The organism is Mesorhizobium sp. M0500 (assembly GCF_040321165.1).
Classification (GTDB): Bacteria; Pseudomonadota; Alphaproteobacteria; order Rhizobiales; family Rhizobiaceae; genus Mesorhizobium.
Window position 1 is genome coordinate 210,125 of the sequence record NZ_JAMYRB010000007.1, and the last position, 20,913, is coordinate 231,037.

The 20,913-nt window shown below is 62.1% G+C and carries 22 protein-coding genes and 1 tRNA gene; 13 read left to right on the forward strand and 10 right to left on the reverse strand.

Translation table 11 applies throughout. The features are described from left to right. Positions 1-103: 103 nt before the first annotated feature. Entirely contained in the window at positions 104-1,162 is a 1,059-nt protein-coding gene (locus NKI70_RS16065; RefSeq protein WP_352724744.1) for a glycerophosphodiester phosphodiesterase family protein, read from the reverse strand. Between the two features lie 305 nt (positions 1,163-1,467). Between NKI70_RS16065 and speB the strand changes: the two genes are divergently transcribed. From speB to NKI70_RS16080, 3 genes are read left to right on the forward strand one after another with little or no spacing between them, the layout of a single operon-like run. After that, complete coding sequence (speB, locus tag NKI70_RS16070; protein WP_352449331.1) at positions 1,468-2,475, forward strand: agmatinase; 1,008 nt, start codon at positions 1,468-1,470, stop codon at positions 2,473-2,475. Positions 2,476-2,504: 29 nt separating this feature from the next. After that, entirely contained in the window at positions 2,505-3,431 is a 927-nt protein-coding gene (argC, locus tag NKI70_RS16075; RefSeq protein ID WP_352456603.1) for an N-acetyl-gamma-glutamyl-phosphate reductase, read from the forward strand. Beyond that, a complete protein-coding gene (locus tag NKI70_RS16080) occupies positions 3,432-4,271 on the forward strand; it encodes an aminoglycoside phosphotransferase family protein (RefSeq protein WP_352590579.1) in 840 nt (279 codons plus the stop codon). Here NKI70_RS16080 and NKI70_RS16085 read toward each other — a convergent pair. Continuing rightward, positions 4,261-5,355: a COX15/CtaA family protein gene (locus NKI70_RS16085; RefSeq protein ID WP_352456601.1), complete on the reverse strand. Its 1,095-nt coding sequence runs from the start codon at positions 5,353-5,355 to the stop codon at positions 4,261-4,263. The two genes, NKI70_RS16080 and NKI70_RS16085, sit on opposite strands and share 11 nt — an antisense overlap. Positions 5,356-5,505: 150 nt before the next feature. Here NKI70_RS16085 and NKI70_RS16090 point away from each other — a divergent pair, with 150 nt between their 5' ends. Next, complete coding sequence (locus NKI70_RS16090) at positions 5,506-5,733, forward strand: DUF2842 domain-containing protein (protein ID WP_023674629.1); 228 nt, start codon at positions 5,506-5,508, stop codon at positions 5,731-5,733. Here the strand turns inward: NKI70_RS16090 and NKI70_RS16095 are convergent. Further along, positions 5,730-6,788: a polysaccharide deacetylase family protein gene (locus tag NKI70_RS16095; RefSeq protein ID WP_352456600.1), complete on the reverse strand. Its 1,059-nt coding sequence runs from the start codon at positions 6,786-6,788 to the stop codon at positions 5,730-5,732. The two genes, NKI70_RS16090 and NKI70_RS16095, sit on opposite strands and share 4 nt — an antisense overlap. 89 nt (positions 6,789-6,877) lie before the next feature. Here NKI70_RS16095 and NKI70_RS16100 point away from each other — a divergent pair, with 89 nt between their 5' ends. Further along, the gene (locus NKI70_RS16100) at positions 6,878-8,107 is read left to right on the forward strand and encodes a GNAT family N-acetyltransferase (RefSeq protein WP_352456599.1); all 1,230 of its coding nucleotides are present in this window, start codon (positions 6,878-6,880) and stop codon (positions 8,105-8,107) included. Positions 8,108-8,130: 23 nt separating this feature from the next. Here the strand turns inward: NKI70_RS16100 and NKI70_RS16105 are convergent, their stop codons facing one another. Beyond that, positions 8,131-10,380, reverse strand: coding sequence for a GumC family protein (locus NKI70_RS16105; RefSeq protein WP_023674626.1), 2,250 nt, complete (start codon positions 10,378-10,380; stop codon positions 8,131-8,133). A 255-nt stretch (positions 10,381-10,635) separates the two neighbouring features. On the opposite strand from NKI70_RS16105, the gene NKI70_RS16110 reads away from it, so the two are divergent. The 7 genes from NKI70_RS16110 to NKI70_RS16140 all read left to right on the forward strand — a co-directional run bounded on the left by NKI70_RS16110 (position 10,636) and on the right by NKI70_RS16140 (position 16,774). Next, positions 10,636-11,199, forward strand: a complete 564-nt coding sequence (locus tag NKI70_RS16110) for a polysaccharide biosynthesis/export family protein (RefSeq protein ID WP_023674625.1) — start codon at positions 10,636-10,638, stop codon at positions 11,197-11,199. Between the two features lie 12 nt (positions 11,200-11,211). Beyond that, entirely contained in the window at positions 11,212-12,336 is a 1,125-nt protein-coding gene (locus tag NKI70_RS16115) for a glycosyltransferase family 4 protein (RefSeq protein WP_352456598.1), read from the forward strand. Positions 12,337-12,453: 117 nt separating this feature from the next. Beyond that, positions 12,454-13,989 (forward strand): undecaprenyl-phosphate glucose phosphotransferase, encoded by a 1,536-nt coding sequence (locus NKI70_RS16120; RefSeq protein WP_352724746.1) that lies wholly within the window; start codon positions 12,454-12,456, stop codon positions 13,987-13,989. Further along, positions 13,986-15,275: an O-antigen ligase family protein gene (locus NKI70_RS16125; RefSeq protein WP_352456596.1), complete on the forward strand. Its 1,290-nt coding sequence runs from the start codon at positions 13,986-13,988 to the stop codon at positions 15,273-15,275. The genes NKI70_RS16120 and NKI70_RS16125 overlap by 4 nt, the downstream gene beginning before the upstream one ends. 36 nt (positions 15,276-15,311) lie before the next feature. Next, a tRNA-Pro gene (locus NKI70_RS16130) sits at positions 15,312-15,388 on the forward strand. Positions 15,389-16,178: 790 nt separating this feature from the next. After that, complete coding sequence (locus NKI70_RS16135; RefSeq protein WP_352471996.1) at positions 16,179-16,412, forward strand: hypothetical protein; 234 nt, start codon at positions 16,179-16,181, stop codon at positions 16,410-16,412. A 167-nt stretch (positions 16,413-16,579) separates the two neighbouring features. Further along, positions 16,580-16,774 (forward strand): hypothetical protein, encoded by a 195-nt coding sequence (locus tag NKI70_RS16140; protein WP_023674517.1) that lies wholly within the window; start codon positions 16,580-16,582, stop codon positions 16,772-16,774. 38 nt (positions 16,775-16,812) lie between these two features. Here NKI70_RS16140 and NKI70_RS16145 read toward each other — a convergent pair whose 3' ends face one another. Then, positions 16,813-17,271, reverse strand: a complete 459-nt coding sequence (locus NKI70_RS16145) for a YbaK/EbsC family protein (RefSeq protein WP_352456594.1) — start codon at positions 17,269-17,271, stop codon at positions 16,813-16,815. A 119-nt stretch (positions 17,272-17,390) separates the two neighbouring features. After that, entirely contained in the window at positions 17,391-17,669 is a 279-nt protein-coding gene (locus NKI70_RS16150; protein ID WP_352456593.1) for a helix-turn-helix domain-containing protein, read from the reverse strand. Positions 17,670-17,986: 317 nt separating this feature from the next. Between NKI70_RS16150 and NKI70_RS16155 the strand changes: the two genes are divergently transcribed. Continuing rightward, positions 17,987-18,178: a hypothetical protein gene (locus NKI70_RS16155; RefSeq protein WP_352700272.1), complete on the forward strand. Its 192-nt coding sequence runs from the start codon at positions 17,987-17,989 to the stop codon at positions 18,176-18,178. A 127-nt stretch (positions 18,179-18,305) separates the two neighbouring features. Here the strand turns inward: NKI70_RS16155 and NKI70_RS16160 are convergent, their stop codons facing one another. The 4 genes from NKI70_RS16160 to NKI70_RS16175 all read right to left on the reverse strand — a co-directional run bounded on the left by NKI70_RS16160 (position 18,306) and on the right by NKI70_RS16175 (position 20,908). Continuing rightward, the gene (locus NKI70_RS16160) at positions 18,306-18,647 is read right to left on the reverse strand and encodes a hypothetical protein (RefSeq protein WP_023674512.1); all 342 of its coding nucleotides are present in this window, start codon (positions 18,645-18,647) and stop codon (positions 18,306-18,308) included. A 74-nt stretch (positions 18,648-18,721) separates the two neighbouring features. Continuing rightward, complete coding sequence (locus tag NKI70_RS16165; protein WP_023674511.1) at positions 18,722-19,264, reverse strand: MerR family transcriptional regulator; 543 nt, start codon at positions 19,262-19,264, stop codon at positions 18,722-18,724. A gap of 245 nt (positions 19,265-19,509) precedes the next feature. Further along, a complete protein-coding gene (locus NKI70_RS16170) occupies positions 19,510-19,833 on the reverse strand; it encodes an integration host factor subunit alpha (protein ID WP_023674510.1) in 324 nt (107 codons plus the stop codon). 103 nt (positions 19,834-19,936) lie between these two features. After that, complete coding sequence (locus NKI70_RS16175) at positions 19,937-20,908, reverse strand: beta-ketoacyl-ACP synthase III (protein ID WP_023674509.1); 972 nt, start codon at positions 20,906-20,908, stop codon at positions 19,937-19,939. Positions 20,909-20,913 lie beyond the last annotated feature (5 nt).

Consider the following 20,913-nt stretch of genomic DNA (forward strand, 5'->3'; position numbering starts at 1 on the left):
TCGAAAGTTTGGCGCTGCCGGCCTGGGGTCGGCGGGACAGCGCCCTTCTGCCCTGCCGGGCATCGTCACCACAAGAGGGAGATCCAATTCTCGCCGCGCCGGTCTAGTTGATGCTGGCCGTGTTGGCCGGCTCGGCCGGGCGCTTCTCACCGGCATAGGGCACGCGAAAACCGTTCGCCGCCAGCCAACCGATGGCGGCCTTCGGTTCGTCGGTCTGGATGATGGTGGCGCCGCGCTCGACCCAGAAGCCGTAGGTCTCGCGCGGCAGGCTGGCCGCGACCGCCAGCTCGTCGCCGCGGCCGCCGGCGAGGAAGCCGCCCGGCTTGTTGACGATGGCATAGGTGTCGGCCCAGATGTGCCAGTCGCCCCTCACCGCCAGCGCGCGCATGCGCGGGCTGAACAGCGGGCCGCCGGTCTCGGTCAGTGTCTCAGATCCCGTGCGCCAGTTGATCATCTCGACCGCGCGCATCGGGAAGGCCCGGCTCACTTTCTCGGCAAACATGGCGTCGCGAACCGCGTCATCGGCGATAATGGGCATGAACTGGAAGCCGCTGCCGATCGCGTCCATGGCGGCCTTGACACTGGCAATCCGCTCCGCATTCCACAGGTTCTCCTTGACGATCACCTGTTCGACCATGCCGAGGTCGCGCGCAACCGCGACCATGCCGACGAGGCTTTCGGTATCGAGCTTGTTGTCGAGATTGATGAGGATCCTGTCCCTGGTCGTCATCAACATCTCGCGCAACGTCGAGACCGTCTCGCCCGTAACGGCGCCGGTGCCTTCGATCACCAACCGGCAAGTCTTGAGTTCGGCCAATGTGTGCTTGTCGACCTCACCTTTGCAATTCGTCGCGCGGTCGAGCCAACTGTCATGCATGACGACGAACTGTCCGTCCTTCGAGCGCCTGATATCGACCTCGACGATTTCGGCGCCCGTTGCGATCGACGCCTCGACGGCGGCGATCGAATTTTCGGGATAGAGCGTCTTGCCGGATTGCATGCCGCCGGCGCGGTGCGCGGCCACTAGCACATGGTCGCGCCATTGGTTGGCGTGCTCGAAGCGGTCGAGAATCTGCCTGGCGCGCGTTTCGCCTGCCGATGCCTGGCCAAGGGAGAGCGCCAGCGCCGCGGAAAGCAGAAGGCTCAGCCAAATCGTTCGCATGAGACAAGTCGTTCGCACGAGAATCGCTCCGTACCGGGATCGCACCCCGGTTAAGCGATGCCCGTGACAGGCAGGTGAACGAAGCCGGCTTGCAAAATGCCGGAAAATCAGGTCAGCGCCGGCCGAAGCAGTCGTCGGCGGCTACTTTCGGTTGCTTGCCAGGCAATCTCCTGGCGAGCCATGCCGGGTTCGCCTGGCGAGCAAGGATTTGTGACCGGATCGAATGGCCATGATCCTCCGCAGGGGTCGCAATTCTGAGAATTATGTCCAATAAGGTTGCGCGTCGACGCACAGGAGATCGCTTCATGCCGCCAAGGACCATCGATCACGCCTTCACCACCCGCTCCAGGACGGGTGCGTCGTTCGAGCCGACCTATGCCGGCGCCCTGTCGTTCATGCGGCGCAAATATTCGAAGGACGTGAAGGACGCCGATGCGGTGGTGTGGGGCATTCCCTTCGACGCTGCGGTCACCAATCGGCCGGGCGCCCGTTTCGGACCGCAGGCAATCCGCCGCGCCTCGGCCATCCTCGACAACGATCCGCAATATCCGTTTTCGCGCGATCTGTTCGAACAGCTTGCCGTGGTCGATTATGGCGACTGCCTGCTCGACAGCGGCAATCACCAGAAGACGCCTGCCACGATCGAACGCGAAGCGGCGAAGATCCTGAAATCCGGCGCCTTTCTGCTGTCACTCGGTGGCGATCACTTCGTCACCTGGCCGCTGCTCAAGGCGCATGCCGCCATCCATGGCCCGCTGGCTCTGGTGCAGTTCGACGCACACCAGGACACCTGGCCCGACGACGGCAAGCGCATCGATCACGGCTCCTTCGTCGGCCGTGCAGTCAAGGAGGGCATCATCGACCCCGACCGGTCGATCCAGATCGGCATCCGCACCCATGCGCCCGACACGTTCGGTATCAAGATCCTGTATGGCCATGAAGTGGAGGAAATGCGTGCGTCGGACATCGCGTATGCCATCGTCGACCGTACGGGCGGCAAGAAGACCTACGTTACTTTCGACATCGATTGCCTGGACCCGGCTTTTGCGCCCGGCACCGGAACGCCGGTCGCGGGAGGCCCGTCTTCGGCAAAGATCCTGTCGGTGCTGCGCCAGATCAACCAGCTCGATATCGTCGGCGCCGACGTCGTCGAGGTTGCGCCAGCCTATGATCACGCCGATATAACGGCAATTGCCGGGTCGATGGTGGCCATGCACTATCTCGGGCTGTTGGCGGAACGAAAGGCCCGACTCGAAGAAATGAACCAGGGCAATCACGGCGTCGCCGGATTGAATCAGGCAAGCGGCATATAGCTTTGAGATAACAGGAATTTTGGCAAGCAATGAAACCGAAAATCTTCATCGACGGCGAGCACGGCACCACCGGTCTGCAGATAAGGGCGCTGCTTGCCGAGCGTGGCGACCTGGAAATCATCTCCATCCCGACCGAGCGCCGCAAGGAAACGGCAGCGCGCGCCGAGTTCCTCAATGCTGCGGATGTCGCGATCCTCTGTCTGCCGGACGCAGCCGCCAAGGAAAGCGTTTCGCTGATCGCCAATGACACCACCAAAGTGATCGACGCCTCGACGGCGCATCGTGTCGCCGATGGGTGGGAATATGGCTTCGCCGAAATGGACAAGGACCAGGCGAAGAAGATCGCTTCGGCGAAGCGCGTCGCCAATCCGGGCTGCTGGCCGCAAGGACCAATCGCGACGCTGCGGCCGCTGGTTGCGGCGGGGCTGCTGCCGGCCGATTTTCCGGTCACCGTCAACGGCATTTCCGGCTATTCCGGCGGCGGCCGGCCAATGATCGAGGATTATGTCGCCAAGGGCGAGGATGCACCGGAATTCCTGCCCTACGGACTGACGCTGCAGCACAAGCACGTGCCGGAGCTCAGGACGTATGCTAGGCTTTCGCACGATCCGATTATGCAGCCGGCAGTCGGCAATTTCGCGCAAGGCATGATCACGGTGGTGCCGCTGCAACTCGGCGGCCTCGACCATGTGCCGACCGGCGCCGAGCTTCACGCGGCGATCGCCGATCATTTCGCTTCCCTCGATGGCGGCGCGGTCGAGGTGGCGCCGTATCTGCATCAGGAACGCATGCCTGACATCGATCCGGAGATCTATAATGGCACCAACCGGATGAAGCTCTATGTCTTCGCCAATGACGATCGAGCGCAGGCGCTGCTGCTTGCGGTCTATGACAATCTCGGCAAGGGCGCCTCGGGCGCCGCCGTGCAGAACATGGATCTGATGCTCGGCCTCTGAATGGATGTGCCGGCATTTCCAAAGCGCTGGAAGGTCGGCGCGCCCGAACTCATCGCCGAAACGTTCAGCAGCCGCATCTGGAAGGTCGCGCGCGAAGACGGCTCACCGGCAATCGTCAAGGATCTAAAGCCTTTCGACGATGTCGAGGACGAGTTGCGCGGCGAGCATTTCCTCGCCTGGCGACGCGGCGAAGGCGCGGTGCGGCTGCTGGGCCGCGATGGCCACCGCATGCTGCTCGAGTATGCCGGCGAAACCTCGCTGTCACAGATGATTGCGGATCAGGGCGACAATGTCGCCACCGCGATCGCGGCGGAGGTAATGGCCAAGCTGTTCTCGCCGTCGAAGCACCCTGCCCCGCCGGACCTTCAGCCGTTGCGGACCCGGTTTTCCAGCCTGTTCAAAAAGGCGAAGGCCGATCGCGCCGCCGGCGAAAAGAGCCTGTATGTCGAAGCTGCCGAAATCGCGGAACGGCTGTTGTCCAATCCGCACGACGTACGGCCGCTGCATGGCGACCTGCATCACGACAACATCATGCACGGTCCGCGCGGCTGGCTGGCGATCGATCCGAAGGGCGTTCTCGGCGACCCCGGCTTCGATGCCGCCAATGTGTTCTACAACCCACTCGACCGAGACGATCTTTGCCTCGATCCGCGGCGGATCGCGCATATGGCGCATGTCTTTGCCGCAACGCTCGGCCAGTCGCCGCCCGCGATACTGGACCACGCCATCGCCTATGGCTGCCTGTCGGCTGCATGGCACCATGAAGATCGGAATGCGGTCGACGAAAACCGCGAACTGGCGATTGCCGCGGCAATCCGGCGGGTGCGGCTCAGCCTCTGAGAGCGATCTCGTGGGGCAGCGGGTAAGCGCCCTTGGTACCGCGCCAATGCGCGGCGGCGAAGCCGAGCAGAAACAGCGCGAATGCTTGATGCGTCAGGGCCATGTGCAGTGGCACATGCATCAATAGCGTGCCGATGCCGATCGATGCCTGCACCACGACAATCAGGAACAGCAGCGTCGCGCGTCGGGCATGCGTCGTGCCCGGCAGGCGCCGGCGTGTCGCAATCATGTGCCAGAGCGCGGCCGCGAAGATCGTGTAGGCGCCGACCCGGTGGACGAATTGCACCGTCTTCGGGTTTTCGAAGAAATTGCGCCATGCCGGCTCCAGCAGCAGCAGGTCGCCGGGAACCAGCTTGCCGTCCATCAGCGGCCAGGTGTTGTAGCTCAAGCCGGCGTCTAGCCCTGCGACCAGCCCGCCGAGATAGATCTGGACCAGCGCCAGCAGCACCAGCAAGCCGGCCAGGCGTTGCGTTGAGCGGTCGGCGGCCGGTTCGGAGTGTGGGGCCAATCCGCGCGCGACCACCATGGTCGCCGTGAATATCAGCGCCGCCAGCGTCAGATGCGTCGCCAGCCGGTATTGGCTGACCGAAACCCGGTCGACCAACCCGGACGCCACCATCCACCAGCCTATCGCGCCCTGCAGGGCGCCGAGAAGGAGGATGCCCGACAATTTCGTTCCGAGCCCGCGCTCGATGCGGCGCGTCGCCCAGAAGAACAGCAGCGGCAGGGCGAAGACCACGCCGACACTACGCGCCAGGATGCGGTGCACCCATTCCCACCAGAAGATCGACTTGAACGCCTCGATGCTCATGCCGTTGTTGAGTTCGGCATATTGCGGGATCTGCTGGTAGCGCAGGAACTCCTCCTGCCACTCGGCATCATTGAGCGGCGGGATGACGCCGTGTATCGGCTGCCATTCGGTGATCGACAGGCCGGAATTGGTGAGCCTTGTAGCGCCGCCGACCAGTACCAGCGCAAACAGCACCAGGAGCACGACATAGAGCCAACCGCGCACCAGCGCGCGGTTGCGAAGGTCGCGATCGCGGGCGGCGAAAGGCGCGGCATCGGATATGGCAGCAGCCATGGATTTGTCCCGACAGTTGAAGTCGCGGATTGGTGAACCATCGCAACCCGGCTTGCAAGACCGGACAGCGCGGCACGCCGTCGCGCCGTTTCTGGCGGGTTGCGCGTATTGGCTGTTCGGCCTAAGCGATAGCTTCAACGAGATCGCGCCATGCCCATTCGCCTGAAAAAGCTGATCGGAAGCTTCCTGCTGGTAGTGCTGGTCATAGTCTATGCGCTGGTCGCCTCGATCGTGGCGGTCGCCCAATTGTCGCAGTCCGGGCCGCTGGCGCACTTCATCTTCTTCCTGCTCAGCGGGCTTTTGTGGGTGCTGCCGGCGATGGGCATCATCAAATGGCTGATCCTGGAGCCGCGGCCGAAGGGGCGAGGCAACAGTTAGATCGTCACCACCGTCTTGCCGGCATTGGCCAGCGGCGTCGTCACGCCCGACAACATTGTTCGGATGTGGGCGACGCTCTGATAGCGGCCATTGACCGAAATGCGCGGCAGGGCGTGCAGGAAGCCGGCATGCTCGGCGCGGAGTATGCCGTGGCGGGTCGTCACCGCCGAGGCATAGCCGGCATCGCGGACTAGGCCTACTTCGCGGCGGCCGACGGCACTGGCATAACCGTAGGGATAGGCGAAATGGCGCGGCTCCTCGCCGAGTTTGGCCTGCAATATGCGCTTGACGTCGCCGATCTCATGTCGCGCATCGCTCTCGGAAAGCCGCTTCAGATTGCAGTGATTGACGCTATGTGCGCCGATCGTCACCAGCGGGTGCTCGGCCATGGTGCGGATCTCGTCCCAGTTCATCAGCGTGCTCGGGCGCGGAGCACCCAACTCGATGCCGTTCGAGCGCGCCAGATCCCGCAACACCGCACGCTGGTCCTGCTCGCGCACCTTCAGCGTCAGATGAGCGTGCAGGCGCGCATTGGCCTGGACCTTTTTTCCCGGACTCGAGCAGTCGATTGTCACCGGGCCATCCGGCGTCGTCAGCGTCAGGCGATCGCGCGCATTGACGATGTCCTCGACCACGTCCCACCACAAATCGGCAGCGCCGTCGATCAGTCCCGGCGCGACGTAGATGGTGATCGGCGCGCCGTGTTTCTCCAGCACCGGCAGCGCCTCGGTCATGTTGTCTCGATAGGCGTCGTCGGCGGTGATCGTCGCAAACTGGCCGTCCTTGTCGCCAGCCTTGATGCGCTCGATCGCCTCGTCAAGCGTGACGAAACTGTAGCCGTTCGCCTTCATGTCGGCGATCACGGTGTCGAGAAACCCAGGCGCGATGTTCAAGTGGCGGTTGACGCCGTTCGGCTTTTCCGGTGTCGCGGTTACCCGATGCAGCATCAGGATAGCGCCGAGACCGCCGATAAACGGCTTGGCCAGCGGAGCGAGACCGGAATAGCGGGCGAGATTGAGCGCCAGTTTGCGGATTGCCTCGCCCCCGTCGATCATTCATTCACCTTTTGCGCCTAAGCTCATCAAGCATGGAATGCGCCTGCGCGGACCCCCAATCGCGACGAATACGCCCTAAGGATTGAGGTATGGTTGACGCCACCGCGTCATTTGACGGCAATCAGCTGGCAAGCAGCGAGGCGTCGCCGTGTGCCTTGCCGGCCGGCAAAGCCGGCCTGTCAACCTCGGTCGCCGATAGTGCGGCGTTGGCGGCGTACGCAGAATTCTGCCATTCGGCGCTTTTTGCCCCTGCGCAAAGCGCAGGCTGGATCCTGAACTGGGCCGCACATACCGGCGCCGACGTTGTCGTTGCGACGCTGCGCGCCGAGGACAGGCCGGTTTTCTCACTGGCGCTGGAGGTCACTCGCAGTGGAGCGTTCCGCGTCGCCCGGTTCATGGGCGGCCGCCATGCAAACGGCAATTTTGCCGCCGCCGACCCGCAATGGCTGTCGAATGCCGATAGCGCGGCGATCCGCTCGATGCTGGCTGCGATTGCCAAGACGCGGCGCGACATCGATCTTGTTGCGCTGGAGCGGCTGCTGCCCGATCTCGACGGCGTTGCCAACCCGCTCTCCGCCTTGCCGCATTTTTCGAGCCCCAATCTGTCGCTGGCCGCCGGTCTTGTGGGAGGATTTGACGCACTGCTCACCCGCGTGAGCGGCAAGCGCAGGCGCAAGAAGCATCGCTCGCAGGCGCGCAAGTTCGAGGCCGTTGGCAGCTATCGTCGCATCGAGGCGAGGACTGCGGACGAGGTGCACATGCTGCTCGATGCCTTTTTCGAGATGAAGGAATTCCGCTTCCGCAAGATGGGCATCGCCAATGTTTTCGGTGAGGCGGAGGTGCGCGCTTTTTTCCGCTCGCTGTTTGCCGACGCGCTTCAAGAGGAATATCCGTCCTTCGTCCTGCATGGGCTGGAAGTCGCCGGGAAACTTCGTGCAGTCACCGGATCGAGCCGCACGGGCAAGCGGCTGATCTGCGAATTCGGGGCGATCGCCGAGGACGACCTCGCACACACCAGCCCGGGCGACTTCCTGTTCTTCGAGAACATCCTGGAAGCCTGCGAGGCGGGTTTCGAAATCTATGATTTCTCGGTCGGCGACGAACCCTACAAGCGATTGTGGTGCGATGTCGAAACGCAGCATTTCGAGGTGCTGGTTCCGCTGACGCTGAAAGGTCGTGCGCTGGCGCTTGCGCTCAGGCACGGCGCAAGCCTGAAGGCATTCATCAAGCACAGCCCAATGGTCTGGAAGCTGACCAAGCTGCTGCGCCGCAAAGCCGTGGGGCGGACAGCACCGGCCGCAGGCGAAGACGACAGCTGATTTCGATTTGAGAGAAAACTGCCTCAGGCGGCCGAGCGCCGTCCCGGCATTGGGCCCGGCGCCACATGGCCGATGGGCGTGACCAGCGTCAGGTCGGGATAGCCACTCTCGATGAGCGCGACCGCGGCCTGCGTCACCTCGTCGTCCGGCTCAAGCATGGAGAGCAAGACCTCGGTCCCCTCGCCCACCAGGCGGCTGATGCCTTGCGCGTCGGCCGGTCCGCATTCGACCACGACCAAATCATAGGCGGTGGTCAGCGACTGCATGATGATCGGCAGCCGGTCGGCGGCGCGCATGGCGCGGACCGGATCGGCTGTGCCGACGGGAATAACGTGGCAGTCCGAATAGAGATCGGGGTGGATCACATCGCTGAACTGCGCTTGCGAGGCGAGCAGATCGGTGATGCCCGGAAACAGCCCGCTGTCCAGCATCGGCCGCGAGGCGGCACCCGAAGCGGTGAGATCAAGCAGCAGCACGCGTAGCCCGGCGTCGGAGACTGCGCGCGCCACCAACACCGCCGAGGCGGCCGCCTCGTCGCCTTCTGGCGACACGAATATGGCGCGGGCGGCACCGGTGGCGATCAGTTTTTCCGCGGCCTTGTCGATGTCGACCTCGCCGAGGATAGAACGTGCCGGTTCAATGTCTCCAGCGGCCATTTCAGAGTACTCCGGTTCGATTTTCTCGGCAGCCGCTTCCGCCACCGCGACGGGTTCCGGCTCCACTTTGCTTTCAATGATATTGTCGTCGTCGGCCTCATCGATCTCGACGACTGCCGGTTCGGACCGGCCAACCGACGGGTCGGGCTCGGCCATCACGCGTTCGGCCTGGACAGCCGGCATCGCAACCTGCTCGATGCGCTCGAAATGGGCACCGGCGGCCGGACGCATGGCGCGGCCGGAAAACAGTTCCTGCAGCAGCGTGACGATCGCCATGATGAGCAACGAGCCGACAAAGGCCGCACTGACAATCGGACCAATCTTGGGGAAATAAGGTTCGGCCGGCACCTGGGCCTCCGAAAATACGCGAGCGTCGACGGGCAGATAGTTGCGATCCTTGCGTGCGGCCGCCTGGAGATAGCTGGATGAATAGAGATCGAGCTGCTGACGCTTGGTCGCGGCATCACGCTGCAGCGCATCGAGTTCCACCTGCTCTTCGCCGGCGCGGGCGGACGCCGCCTTCAGCGTGTTGACGTCTGCCACGAGTTGAGCCTCTCGCGCCTTCGCCGTCTCGGCCTGCGCCATCAGACCTTTCATGATCTTTTCCGCTTCGTTGCGGATCTGGCGGTCGAGATCCGCGAGCTGCGACTTCAGCGCGCGGATGCGCGGATGGTTGTCGAGCAAGGTGGTGGAAAGGTCGGCGATGTTGTTCTTGAGTTCGACTTGCCGCTCGCGCAGGCGCTGGATCAGTTCGGAAGACAACACCTCCGGAACGGCATCCAGCGAGCCGCCATTGCGCAACGCCCTGCGCACGCTGTCAGCGGTCGCTTCCGCCGAAGCGCGATTGGCGCGCACGCGTGACAGTTCGCTCGACAATTCGGACAGCTGCTGGGTGGCAAGCACCGAATTGTTGCCGCCCATCAAAAGATCGGACTGCGCACGGAATGCGGCAACCTTGGCTTCCGCCTCCTTCACCCGGTTCTGCAGATCCGCGATTTCCGGCGCCAGAAAGTCGGTGGCGGCGGAATTCGATTCGAGCTTGGCATTGCCCTTGGAGGCGATATAGGCGTTTGCAATGGCGTTCGGGATCGCGGCGGCAAGCTTTGGATCCTCTGACGAGAACTCGATTGCGATCGCGCGGGTTTTTTCAACGCCATAGACGTTGAGCTTCTCATGCATTGCGTCCAGCACGCGCTCTTCCAGCGGAATCTCGAACGGATCGCTTTTCAAGCCAACAAGGACAAGGGCGCGGCTCAGCGCCGACATCTTCAGCGCCTCGTCGAATTCGGGCAATTTCGCCAGGTTGAGCTTCGCCGCCACCTGCTTGAGGATGTCGGGGGACGAGATGATCTGGACCTCGGTGGCCACAGCCTCTTCGTCGGGAATCGACCGCTCGTTGCCGTTGGCCCCGGCTGGCCGCGTGAACTCCGATTCTCGAGGCCCGATCTCCAGCTTGGCTGCCGCCTTGTATTCGGGCGTTGCAAGCCAGGCGAGCGCAAAGGCCAGGCCGGTTACAACCAGTGCGACGACAAGGATGCGCAACCAGTTTCGCGCCAGGCTGGCGAAAAGCTGCCTGAGATCGACGTCGACATCTGCGGCCGCGGATTGAACGGACATGCATCCCTGCTCCGGTACTGAGTCAGCATGCACCGTAAACAACTATGGTAACTCAGCCGTTAATATCGTGGTAAGAACCTGTTAGGCTCTACTAACAAGCCGCAAACAAGAGGCTGAAAACCATCTGCATTTGTCGATCCGGCCCGCATCGGCCGCGCGCCTTTACCGGCCATTAACCCTAACAGGATGATAACCGAGCTCGATCGTTAAGGTTTGCCGCAGAGTCGCCGGCTATTCAAAGGTACGTGTCCGCTCATGAAAAGCACTGCTCCCCTTTTCCGCGCGCTGCTTGCCGTATCGATGCTTTCGGGCTGCTCCAGCTACCGGCCGACGCCGGCCGCATTCCATGAAGTTCTCGACCAGCCCTATCGCCTCGGCGCCGGCGACCGCGTCCGCGTAACCGTGTTCGAGCAGGAAGGACTGACCAATACCTACAGCGTCGACCAGTCCGGCTATCTCTCGCTGCCGCTCGTCGGCAACGTGCCGGCGCGCGGCCACACCGCCCAACAGCTTGAAAGCGAGATCGCCGAGAAACTGCGCCAGGGTTATTTGCGGGATCCCGATGTTTCGGTCGAAATCGATCGCTACCGGCCGATCTTCGTCATGGGTGAAGTGGGTGCGGCGGGGCAGTATTCCTACGTTCCAGGCCTGACCGTGCAGAAAGCCGTCGCCATCGCCGGCGGGTTCACGCCACGCGCCAACCAGGAAAGCGTCGACATTACCCGCGACATCAACGGCAAGGTGATAACCGGACGCGTGGTGACCTCCGACCCGCTATTGCCCGGCGATACAGTCTATGTTCGCGAACGCCTGTTTTGATGTGCTGACAAAGTGGCGGACACACTCAGGATCGTCCACTGCTTTCGCTCACCGGTCGGAGGCATCTTCCGGCATGTGCGCGACCTGACCGAGGCTCAGGTCGCCGCCGGCCATGCCGTCGGCATTGTCTGCGATTCGACGACGGGCGGCGATTTCGAGGAACGGCTGTTCGAACAGATGAAAGGCAGCCTGGCGCTCGGCATTCACCGCACCCCGATGCAGCGGCATGTCGGGCCAGGCGATCTCGCCTCGGCCCGGCGCACCTATAGGATCATAAAAGAATTGCGGCCGGACGTGCTGCACGGGCATGGCGCCAAAGGTGGCGCCTATGCCCGTCTGTTCGGCTCATTGTTGCGGGTATCCAGGTCTCGCGTAGCCCGCCTTTATTCGCCGCATGGCGGCTCGCTTCACTATGACGAGACCACCGCCATGGGGAAGCTGTTCTTCGCGCTCGAGCGCTTCATGGCTCGCTTCACCGATTGCCTGCTGTTTGTTTCCGATTATGAGCGGCGGACTTATCGCAGGAAGGTCGGCGAGCCGCCCATTCCGAACGCTCTCGTCCACAACGGCCTGCGCGCCGCCGAGTTCGAGCCGGTGCGGACCGAGCACAATGCGGTTGACCTCCTCTATATCGGCATGATGCGAGACCTCAAAGGCCCGGACATCTTCATCGATGCGCTGGGGCTAGCCGCGACACGGCTCGGCCGCCCATTGAAAGCGCTGATGGTCGGCGACGGCGACGACCTACCGCGCTATCGCGCCCAGGTGAAGCAGCTCGGCCTCGAGGTCAGCTTCCTGGCGCCGATGCCGGCCAGGCTCGCCTTCAGGCTGGCCGAACTGGTCGTCGTTCCCTCGCGCGCGGAAGCCATGCCCTATATAGTTCTGGAAGCGCTCGCCGCCGGCAAGCCGATCATCGCGACGGCGGTCGGCGGCATACCGGAAATCTTCGACACCGGCTCGCCTGTCCTGATCCGGCCCGACCCGCGCGAACTTGGCGACAAGATAAGCGCCGCATTGGCCGATCTCGACACCTACAAAGGCCTGATGCCCGGCCTCGCCGACCTCAAGGCACGCTTCGGCGCCGATGTAATGGCCGCCGAAATCGAAAAGGCTTATTTCGCCGCGCTCAAAAAATAGAGCAACGGGTTTTCCACCGGGCTGCTCCTGGTGAAAGCGTCTCCAAAGCCATGTGTTGTTTCAAGGGTTTCTTAGCTCTCTTTTGCTATTCACCTGAGGGAAACCTGCGGACGCCCCATGAACGAAATCGACCCCGCGCGCCGTTTTTCGCTAGACGCGGTGCGCAAATTCGACGCCCCTGCCGAGAACAATACGGCCGGCGGCATGAACGATGTTGCCCGCCAGGTCGCCTCGCAATACCGGCGCGATACGATGTCGCCGATCATGGTGAGCGGCGTCCTGCGCATGGTGGAATTCGCGCTGCTGTTGGTGTCAGGTCTTGCCGTCTATTTCTATTATGTCGGCTTTTTCAACTATCTTGCCTGGCAATACTCACTGACGATCGCCGCCACCTCGTTCCTCGCGGTCGTTCTGTTCGACGTCACCGACTGCTACCAGATCGTCGCGCTGATGCGGCCGATCGCCAATTTCGGCCGTCTCCTGCTGGTCTGGGCCGGAACCTTCGCCTTGATGGCGCTCACCGCCTTCACCATGAAAATGTCGGAAGACTATTCGCGCCTGCTCTTCGGCACGTGGTTCGTCGTCGGTTTCGTGTTGATCCTGGGTCTCCGCCTGGTGATGTCGAAGCTGATCCGGCGCTGGGCGCGCGACGGGCGGATGGAGCGCCGCGCCGTCATCGTCGGCGGCGGCAAGGCGGCGGAGGTATTGATCCGCTCGGTCGAAAGGCAGCCCTACAACGACATCCGCATCTGCGGCATCTTCGACGACCGCGGCGATAAGCGGTCGCCACCGGTTGTCGCCGGTTATCCCAAGCTCGGTACAATTTCCGAACTCATCGAATTTGCCCGCATCGCGCGCATCGACATGCTGATCGTATCGCTGCCGCTGACCGCCGAATCGCGCGTGCTGCAGTTATTGAAGAAGCTGTGGGTGCTGCCGGTCGACATCCGGCTATCGGCGCATTCGAACGCGCTGCAGTTCAGGCCGCGCGCCTATTCCTACATCGGCTCGGTGCCGATGCTCGATATCTTCGACAAGCCTATCAACGACTGGGATTCGGTCGCGAAACGCGCCTTCGACATCGTCTTTTCGATCATCGGCATCATCGTGTTCTCGCCGGTGATGCTGGCGACCGCGATCGCGATCAAACTCGACAGCAAGGGACCGGTGCTGTTCCACCAGAAGCGGCACGGCTTCAACAACGAGATCATCGAGGTCTACAAGTTCCGGTCGATGTATACCGACAAGGCGGACCCGACGGCGAAGCAGACCGTGACCAAGAACGATCCGCGCGTCACCCGCGTCGGCCGCTTCATCCGCAAGACCTCGATCGACGAACTGCCGCAGTTCTTCAATTCGCTGTTCGGTTCGCTGTCGCTGGTCGGGCCGCGCCCGCACGCCATTGCCGCGCAGTCGCACAACCTCCTCTACAATGAAGTGGTCGACGGCTATTTCGCTCGCCACAAGGTCAAACCCGGTGTGACCGGCTGGGCGCAGATCAATGGCTGGCGCGGCGAGATGGACACCAACGAGAAGATCCGCATGCGGACGGAATACGACCTCTATTACATCGAGAACTGGTCGCTCCTGTTCGACCTCAGAATCCTGTTCCTGACGCCGATCCGCCTGCTCAATACGGAAAACGCGTATTGATCGCGACGGCCTATGAATTGCCGGCTGCGGCGGTCAACGCCAAGCTAATTGCACTGATTGCGTCGGGGGCGGTTTTCCTCGGCGTTTTCCTGTCCGGTTTCGTCATTGCCGAGCCCGCGCCGTACGATCTCTACATGATCGGGCTGATCGTGGTGTGGCCCTTGTTCGGCATGCGTATACAGCGCGCGGCGGTGCCACTTCTGGTGCTGCTGGTTATCATGAACATCGGCGGTATGGTCTCGATGACGCAGATGTCGGACCTCGCCGGCACGCCGCTCTATCTCGCCGTCTCGCTGTTCCTGGCCTTAACCGCGGTTTTTTTCGCTTCGGTAACGGCCGTCCAGCCCAGTCTCTACCGGGTGATCTTCGTCGCCTATGTGGTGTCGGCAGTGCTGACTTCGCTGGTCGGCATAGCCGGCTATTTCCATGCCTTTCCAGGAGCGGAGATCTTCACCAAATACGACCGTGCCGCCGGCGCCTTCCAGGACCCGAACGTGTTCGGTCCGTTCCTGGTGCTGCCCGGCATCTACCTGCTCTACCTGCTGCTTACCGGCTCGGTCGCACGCATGCCGCTATTGGCGGTGCCGTTGCTGATAATCACCGCCGGCATTTTCTTTTCCTTTTCGCGCGGCGCCTGGGGCATGTTCGCCGTTTCGGCGATCCTGCTGACCGGTGCCTTGTTCCTGCAGAGCGCCAGCGGCAAGTTCAAGCTGCGCGTCGTCGTCATGACCATCGCCGCCGTCGGACTGCTGGTCATCGCAATGATCGTCATCCTGCAACTGCCAGGCGTCGCCGAGATGTTCTCGAACCGCGCACAGCTCGAACAAAGCTACGACACCGCCCGGCTCGGCCGCTTCGCCCGCTATACGATCGGCTTTCAGATGGCACTGGAGCATCCGTTCGGCATCGGCCCGCTCGTCTTCGGCAAGATGTTTGGCGAGGACACGCACGACATCTGGCTGAAGATGCTGATGGATTACGGCTGGCTCGGCTTCGTGTCGTTCCTGACGCTGACGTGCTGGACGATCGCCGCCGGCTTCCGCATTCTGCTGCGCGACCGGCCGTGGCAGCCTTATCTTCTATGCGCCTACGTCGCCTTCATCGGCAATATCGGGCTCGGCACCTTCATCGACATCGACCACTGGCGCCATGTCTACCTGCTGCTTGGCTTGATCTGGGGTGCCATCGCGCTCGAATACCGCCACCAGTGGCAGCTGCGGGCGGCGCAGCGACCGGCAATCCTCGTCGCGGTTGCTTCAGGCAGAACAGCAACCGAATTCGGTTGACCGGACCCGGTCTATCACGATACATCGCGACCGGTCCGGAGTGTAGCGCAGCCCGGTAGCGCACTTGACTGGGGGTCAAGGGGTCGTCGGTTCGAATCCGGCCACTCCGACCATTAAAATCCAAAGGCTTAGCCAGTTTTCCCCCAAACTGGCTGTACAGACAATAGCCGCACTGCAGCCAGCGCAACATACGCGGGCGCGTGATCTCATCGAGGAATCGATCACGCATCACTCGTGCGCGAGGCACGGAGGCTGGCGTCTAGCCAGAAGCCCACCGAGAAACCGCGCGGTAATGGCTAGGTAAGCTTTGCTGAGTACGCCAACCTTTATCGTGAGCCCGTATTCCAGCTTCAATAAGAAAAGGTCCCGCCGCACATGCCAGAACGGCGGGACTCGATCAGGCGCCTTGCATCAGGCAGGGGTGACTCGGGGGTTGGGCATGCCCGGTGCGCGCGGATCGTAGTGAACCCTAGGCGCATCAGCTGCAATGCGTCCACCAACCGTCGGTTGGAAAGAACTAATTCAATCCCGACGGCTGGCCTGGCCTGAACAGGCGCGCGCTCAAGGCTCAGTTTCTTCCCGGGGAGGAGCTTTTTGGTCAGGACAATCAGGATAGGGCAATTCTTCACACGGAGAGGGCCTGTCGCCAACGCTGCGATAATGTTCCGCGAGTTTTGCGAAACCGTAGGCGAAGGCGAAAAGAAGCGCGAGGACAACCGCTATTCGGACGGCCATACCGTATTGTAGCAGGATCCTCCCATTGGAGCGCGCGGCGTTTTGGTACGTTTGAATGTTGAGTTCGAAAAAGGTTGGCTCTAGTTGAATTGCCGTCGTCCGCAGTTGTAAGGGCGAGCGGACGCTTCGAAGATGCCACGCGCTTTCGCCCTTTTCGGGAGAGATGCAATGTCGCTTCAAGGAGTTGCCTGTCCTGCCGAGCTGACCATGTTGACCAAGGCACTTGATGCCCGATGCCGTGAACTAGGCCTCGCTGATGGAGATCCGGGCAGAGAAGTGCTCGGCCGCAGGGTGATGGATTTATTTGAAAGTGGTCAGCTCAGCGCCGAAGATTTGAGACTGGCTCTGAGCGGCGAGATCTTTAACGCCAAAAATCCTCCGGCCGGAGCCAGTGGGCCTTGATACGGCAAGCGGCTATCCGCGCAGCCATTTGAATTACTGGCCCAGCGTCTGAATCACTGGCCCAGCATCGGCTTCCGTTTGCGCAGGAGCGCGTGTGAACAAATGTGATTTTGCGGTCGGTGCCGGACGGGCTAACTTTACCCATCGAACGAAAGAGGAGAATGATCATGAAGACATTCCTCGCAATAGCCGCGGCACTGACCATGTCCATATCAGCTGCCTCTGCGGATTGCCCCGCGCATTCCAAGGTCCAGGCATCGGTCGACACGCAGACGAAGACAGCAAGCGTCGAGAAGGCAGATATGTCGACTGTCACGGACGCTCAGACGATCAAGAAAGAAGAGCCACAGAAGACCGAGTAGCGGTAACGCCCAGCGGATCCCACGACCCGGATAAATGGCTACTGGCACACATCCACCCACTCGGCGTCGACGAGTTCGGCCAGGCGTTGCGGGCTGAGCCGCACGGCGGCATTCGTCGCGCCTGCCGCCGGGACGACCTCGTCAAAGGCGCGCAGCGAGATGTCGCAGTAGACCGGGAGCGGCGCCGGTAGGCCGAACGGGCACACCCCACCGACGGGATGATCGGTCGCGGCGAGCACCTGCTCGGCGTCCAGCATTCGCGCCTTGCCACCAAACCGGTCCTTGAATTTGCGATTGTCCAGCCTGGAGATCCCGCTGGCCACGATCAGCATCGTCTGGTCGCCGGCGCGCAAGCAGATCGTCTTGGCTATCTGCGCCGGCGCTACGCCATGCGCTTCGGCGGCCAGAGGCACCGTCGCCGAGCTTGCCTCCGTGACGATGACATCAATTTCGGGCGCGTGTGCGGCGAAAAAGGCGCGAACGGATTCGAGGCTCATCTCCGGCAATTTCCGTCTGGCGTCGCCGTGGCGGCCGGCAAGTCCACTACGTGGCCGAAAAAACGAAGCCCGCCAGGGCGACCCATGGCGAGCTCGTGGAATAAAAGCATGACACGCCGCTACGACACGGATCGCCTTTTGGCAGGCAACACGACTTCGTCAAACAGAGCGCTTTCCGGAAGTTGAAGCGCGGAGGCAATACGCCGACGTTTCGAGGGATCGGCATCCTTGCCGCTTTCAATGTCGGCAATCTCATAGGCTGCCAGCCCGCACGCCAGGGACAGCTCTTCGATGCTGTATCCACGGGCTTCCCGGGCGGTTCGGACGGCACTGCGTTCAGGCGTAACCGCGCTCGCCGCCAGTTCGGAGTAAGGTTCGCGTTTTGCTATTTGGGGCATTGGCAACTCCGTGGGATGAAAGAGTTAGATCAAATCATGTTGTTGCCTGAGACGATCGGGAGAATGCCCGCTCGCCGGTGATTTGCCAAGCATCAAAGATAGCGTCACGGCATCGTGAACCGACGCCGGAATGGATGGCGGATGCCGGCGCGCCGACATCTGGCCGGATCGTCAGCAGACACAGTTCGGAAACGAAATTCTACAGGCCGGAAAAACTGCCGAAAAACTCCAAGGCGATAGTCCCAACCGCAGCGCTCGAGTCACCGACCTGAATCAGTGACGCTCAAATTCCGCCTGCGCAAAAAGGAAACGATGTCATGAACAAGCCTCTTCTCTCCGCCCTTGGACTTGCAATCGCACTTGCCCTCTCGATGCCGATCATCGGCGCAAGCAGCGCGAATGCAACGACGATGCACACCACCGTCAAGAAGCATCACCGCCATCACTACCATCACCGCGTCCACCACTACCGCCACCATCACAAGAAGGTTGTCGCGAAGAAGTACTGAAAACACCCTCGGGCGAACAACCCGCAACCAGGGCGTTCTGGTGCTTGATCAAGGGCGGCGCGCTTGCCGGGCTTTCCGTGTCGGCGAAAAATGGCGGCGGTCCGCTGACCACCGCCATTTGCTTATCTCAACGTGCCGATCTTGAACGCGCTCGCGGTGCTTGTTGCTGCCGGCCGCCGAGGAACAGACTGGCGACGAGCCCGACCAGAACCAGCCCGACAGCGGCCGCCGTCGCCGGGTGATCTCGGGCGGTCTTCTCGATCGCCCGGCCTTGCCTTCTGATTGCCGGCAAGGCGTCGCCGAGGCGCTCAGTGATATCCGAATAATAATCCGACGCGGTATCGCGCCCGTCTTCGTAAAAGGCGCCGCCCCGCTTTAACACGGCTTTCTTCAAGGTGGCCAGTTCCCTGGTCAGGGCCGCGACCTGTTTGTCCAGATCGGTGTCGGAGATGCTCGAAAGCGATGCCATGACGTGCTTCCTTCATCTGTAGAAGGAAGCCTAACGCATGACCCTGAAGACCGTTCCGGTCAGCCCGGCGGGCTCTAGCGAACCTGATCGAGCAGGCGCTTGCATTCCAGGAGGTCGAACAGCGCCTCCTGCAGCAATGCGCGATTGTCACGGGAAAGTTTTGACGTGTCCGGCGGAACCGGACCTTCCTCGTCGGTCTTGCCTATACCGAAAAAACGACGGCTGGGTTTCACCCTCGGCTGGCCAACCAGCATTTCGTCGTCCGGGCCGCGCGGCTGCGCCGCTTGCGTCAGCGGTACCGTGTCGGCCTGTCGGCGCTGCGAGATCGCCTCGACCGCCGCCATGTCGCCACTGCCGACGGCGATCAGAAACTGGTTGCCGTTCTCGCGCAACAGCTTCTGCACGCCCTTGATCGTATAGCCCTGGTCGTAGAGCATATGACGAATACCCTTGATCAGTTCTACGTCCTGCGGACGGTAGTAACGGCGGCCGCCGCCGCGCTTCATCGGCTTGATCTGGTTGAAACGCGTCTCCCAGAAGCGCAGCACGTGCTGCGGCAAATCCAGATCCTCCGCGACCTCGCTGATGGTGCGGAAAGCATCAGGGCTCTTGTCCATGGGCGAATCCTCACGCTAGAGCATGATCGCGAAAGGCGGGAACCGGGTTCGGGCGACATCACGCTTAACAAGGAGAGCAGCTTTCCGTCCCGCCGGAACGGATCACACCCAAATACCGATCCGGCGTACCGAATCGCATCTTATTTCAGCGGTTTATGAAACAATATTCAAGCCCGGCGCAAAAGCAGGGTTCGCTTTTCAACCGAAGCCTGGGGCATGATTCTTGGCAAAGGGGGATTGGGCGGCTACTTGCTGCCCTTGACTTTGCTGTTTTGATGGGAGCGCAGGATACGGTTCTTCAGCACGTTCGACGACTTGAAGGTCATCACCCGGCGCGGCAGGATCGGCACTTCCTCGCCGGTCTTGGGATTGCGCCCGATGCGCTCGTTTTTGGAGCGCACGTGGAAGGTCGCGAAGGACGACAGCTTCACCGTCTCGCCGCGAACGATCGCCTCGCAGATCTCATTCAGCACCGCCTCGACAAGCTCAGCCGATTCAGTACGCGACAGCCCAACCTTGCGGTAAACGGCTTCAGCGAGGTCGGCGCGCGTAAGTGTCTTTCCCCCCATACGAACCGTCCCATCAGCTCAAAAACATAAATCATACAAGCAACGGCAGAACCTAAGTAATTGATCCGTCAAGGTCAAGGACCCGAACCCGATAGTTCGGCACTTACCAGCGGAGCAGGACGGCACCCCAGGTGAAGCCGCCGCCCATCGCCTCGAGCAGTACCAGGTCACCCTTTTTGATGCGACCGTCGGCGACGGCTGCGGACAGTGCCAGCGGCACGGAAGCCGCCGAGGTATTACCGTGCAAATCGACGGTCACCACCACCTTCCGCTCCTCTATCCCGAGCTTTTTGGCCGAAGCGTCAATAATTCGTTTATTGGCTTGATGCGGCACGAACCAGTCGAGATCGGCGGCGCCGATGCCGGCCTGTGCGAACGTCGCCTCGATGACGTCGGTGATCATGCCGACCGCATGCTTGAACACTTCGCGGCCTTCCATCCTGAGGTGCCCGACGGTTCCGGTGGTCGACGGCCCACCGTCGACAAAAAGCTTGTCCTTATGGATGCCGTCGGAGCGCAGGCTGGCCGCCAGAACGCCTCGGTCGGCGATGCCGCCTGCCCCCGTGCCTGCTTCCAGCACCATCGCGCCGGCGCCGTCGCCGAACAAAACGCAGGTCGAGCGGTCGTTCCAGTCGAGAATACGCGAAAATGTTTCCGAGCCGATCACCAGTACCCGTCTGGCCAAGCCGCCGCGGATATAGAGGTCGGCGGTCGTCACTGCATAGACGAAGCCGGAGCAGACCGCCTGCAGGTCGAAGGCAAAACCGTGGTGCATGCCGAGCCGGTTCTGGATCTCGACCGCGGTCGCGGGAAAGGTGTTGTTGGGCGTCGAGGTCGCCAGCACGATCAGGTCGATGTCGTCAGCCGTCAGGCCGGCGCTGTCGAGGGCTGCGCGCGCTGCCGCCTCGCCCAGCGAGGCCGTCGTCTCGTCGTCGGCCGCAATGTGGCGCTGCCGAATGCCGGTGCGCTGGACGATCCACTCGTCCGACGTCTCGACCATGCCTTCGAAATCGGCATTCTTCATAATGCGGCGGGGCAGCGCGGCGCCCGTGCCGCGCACGACTGATCTGATCAATGCTC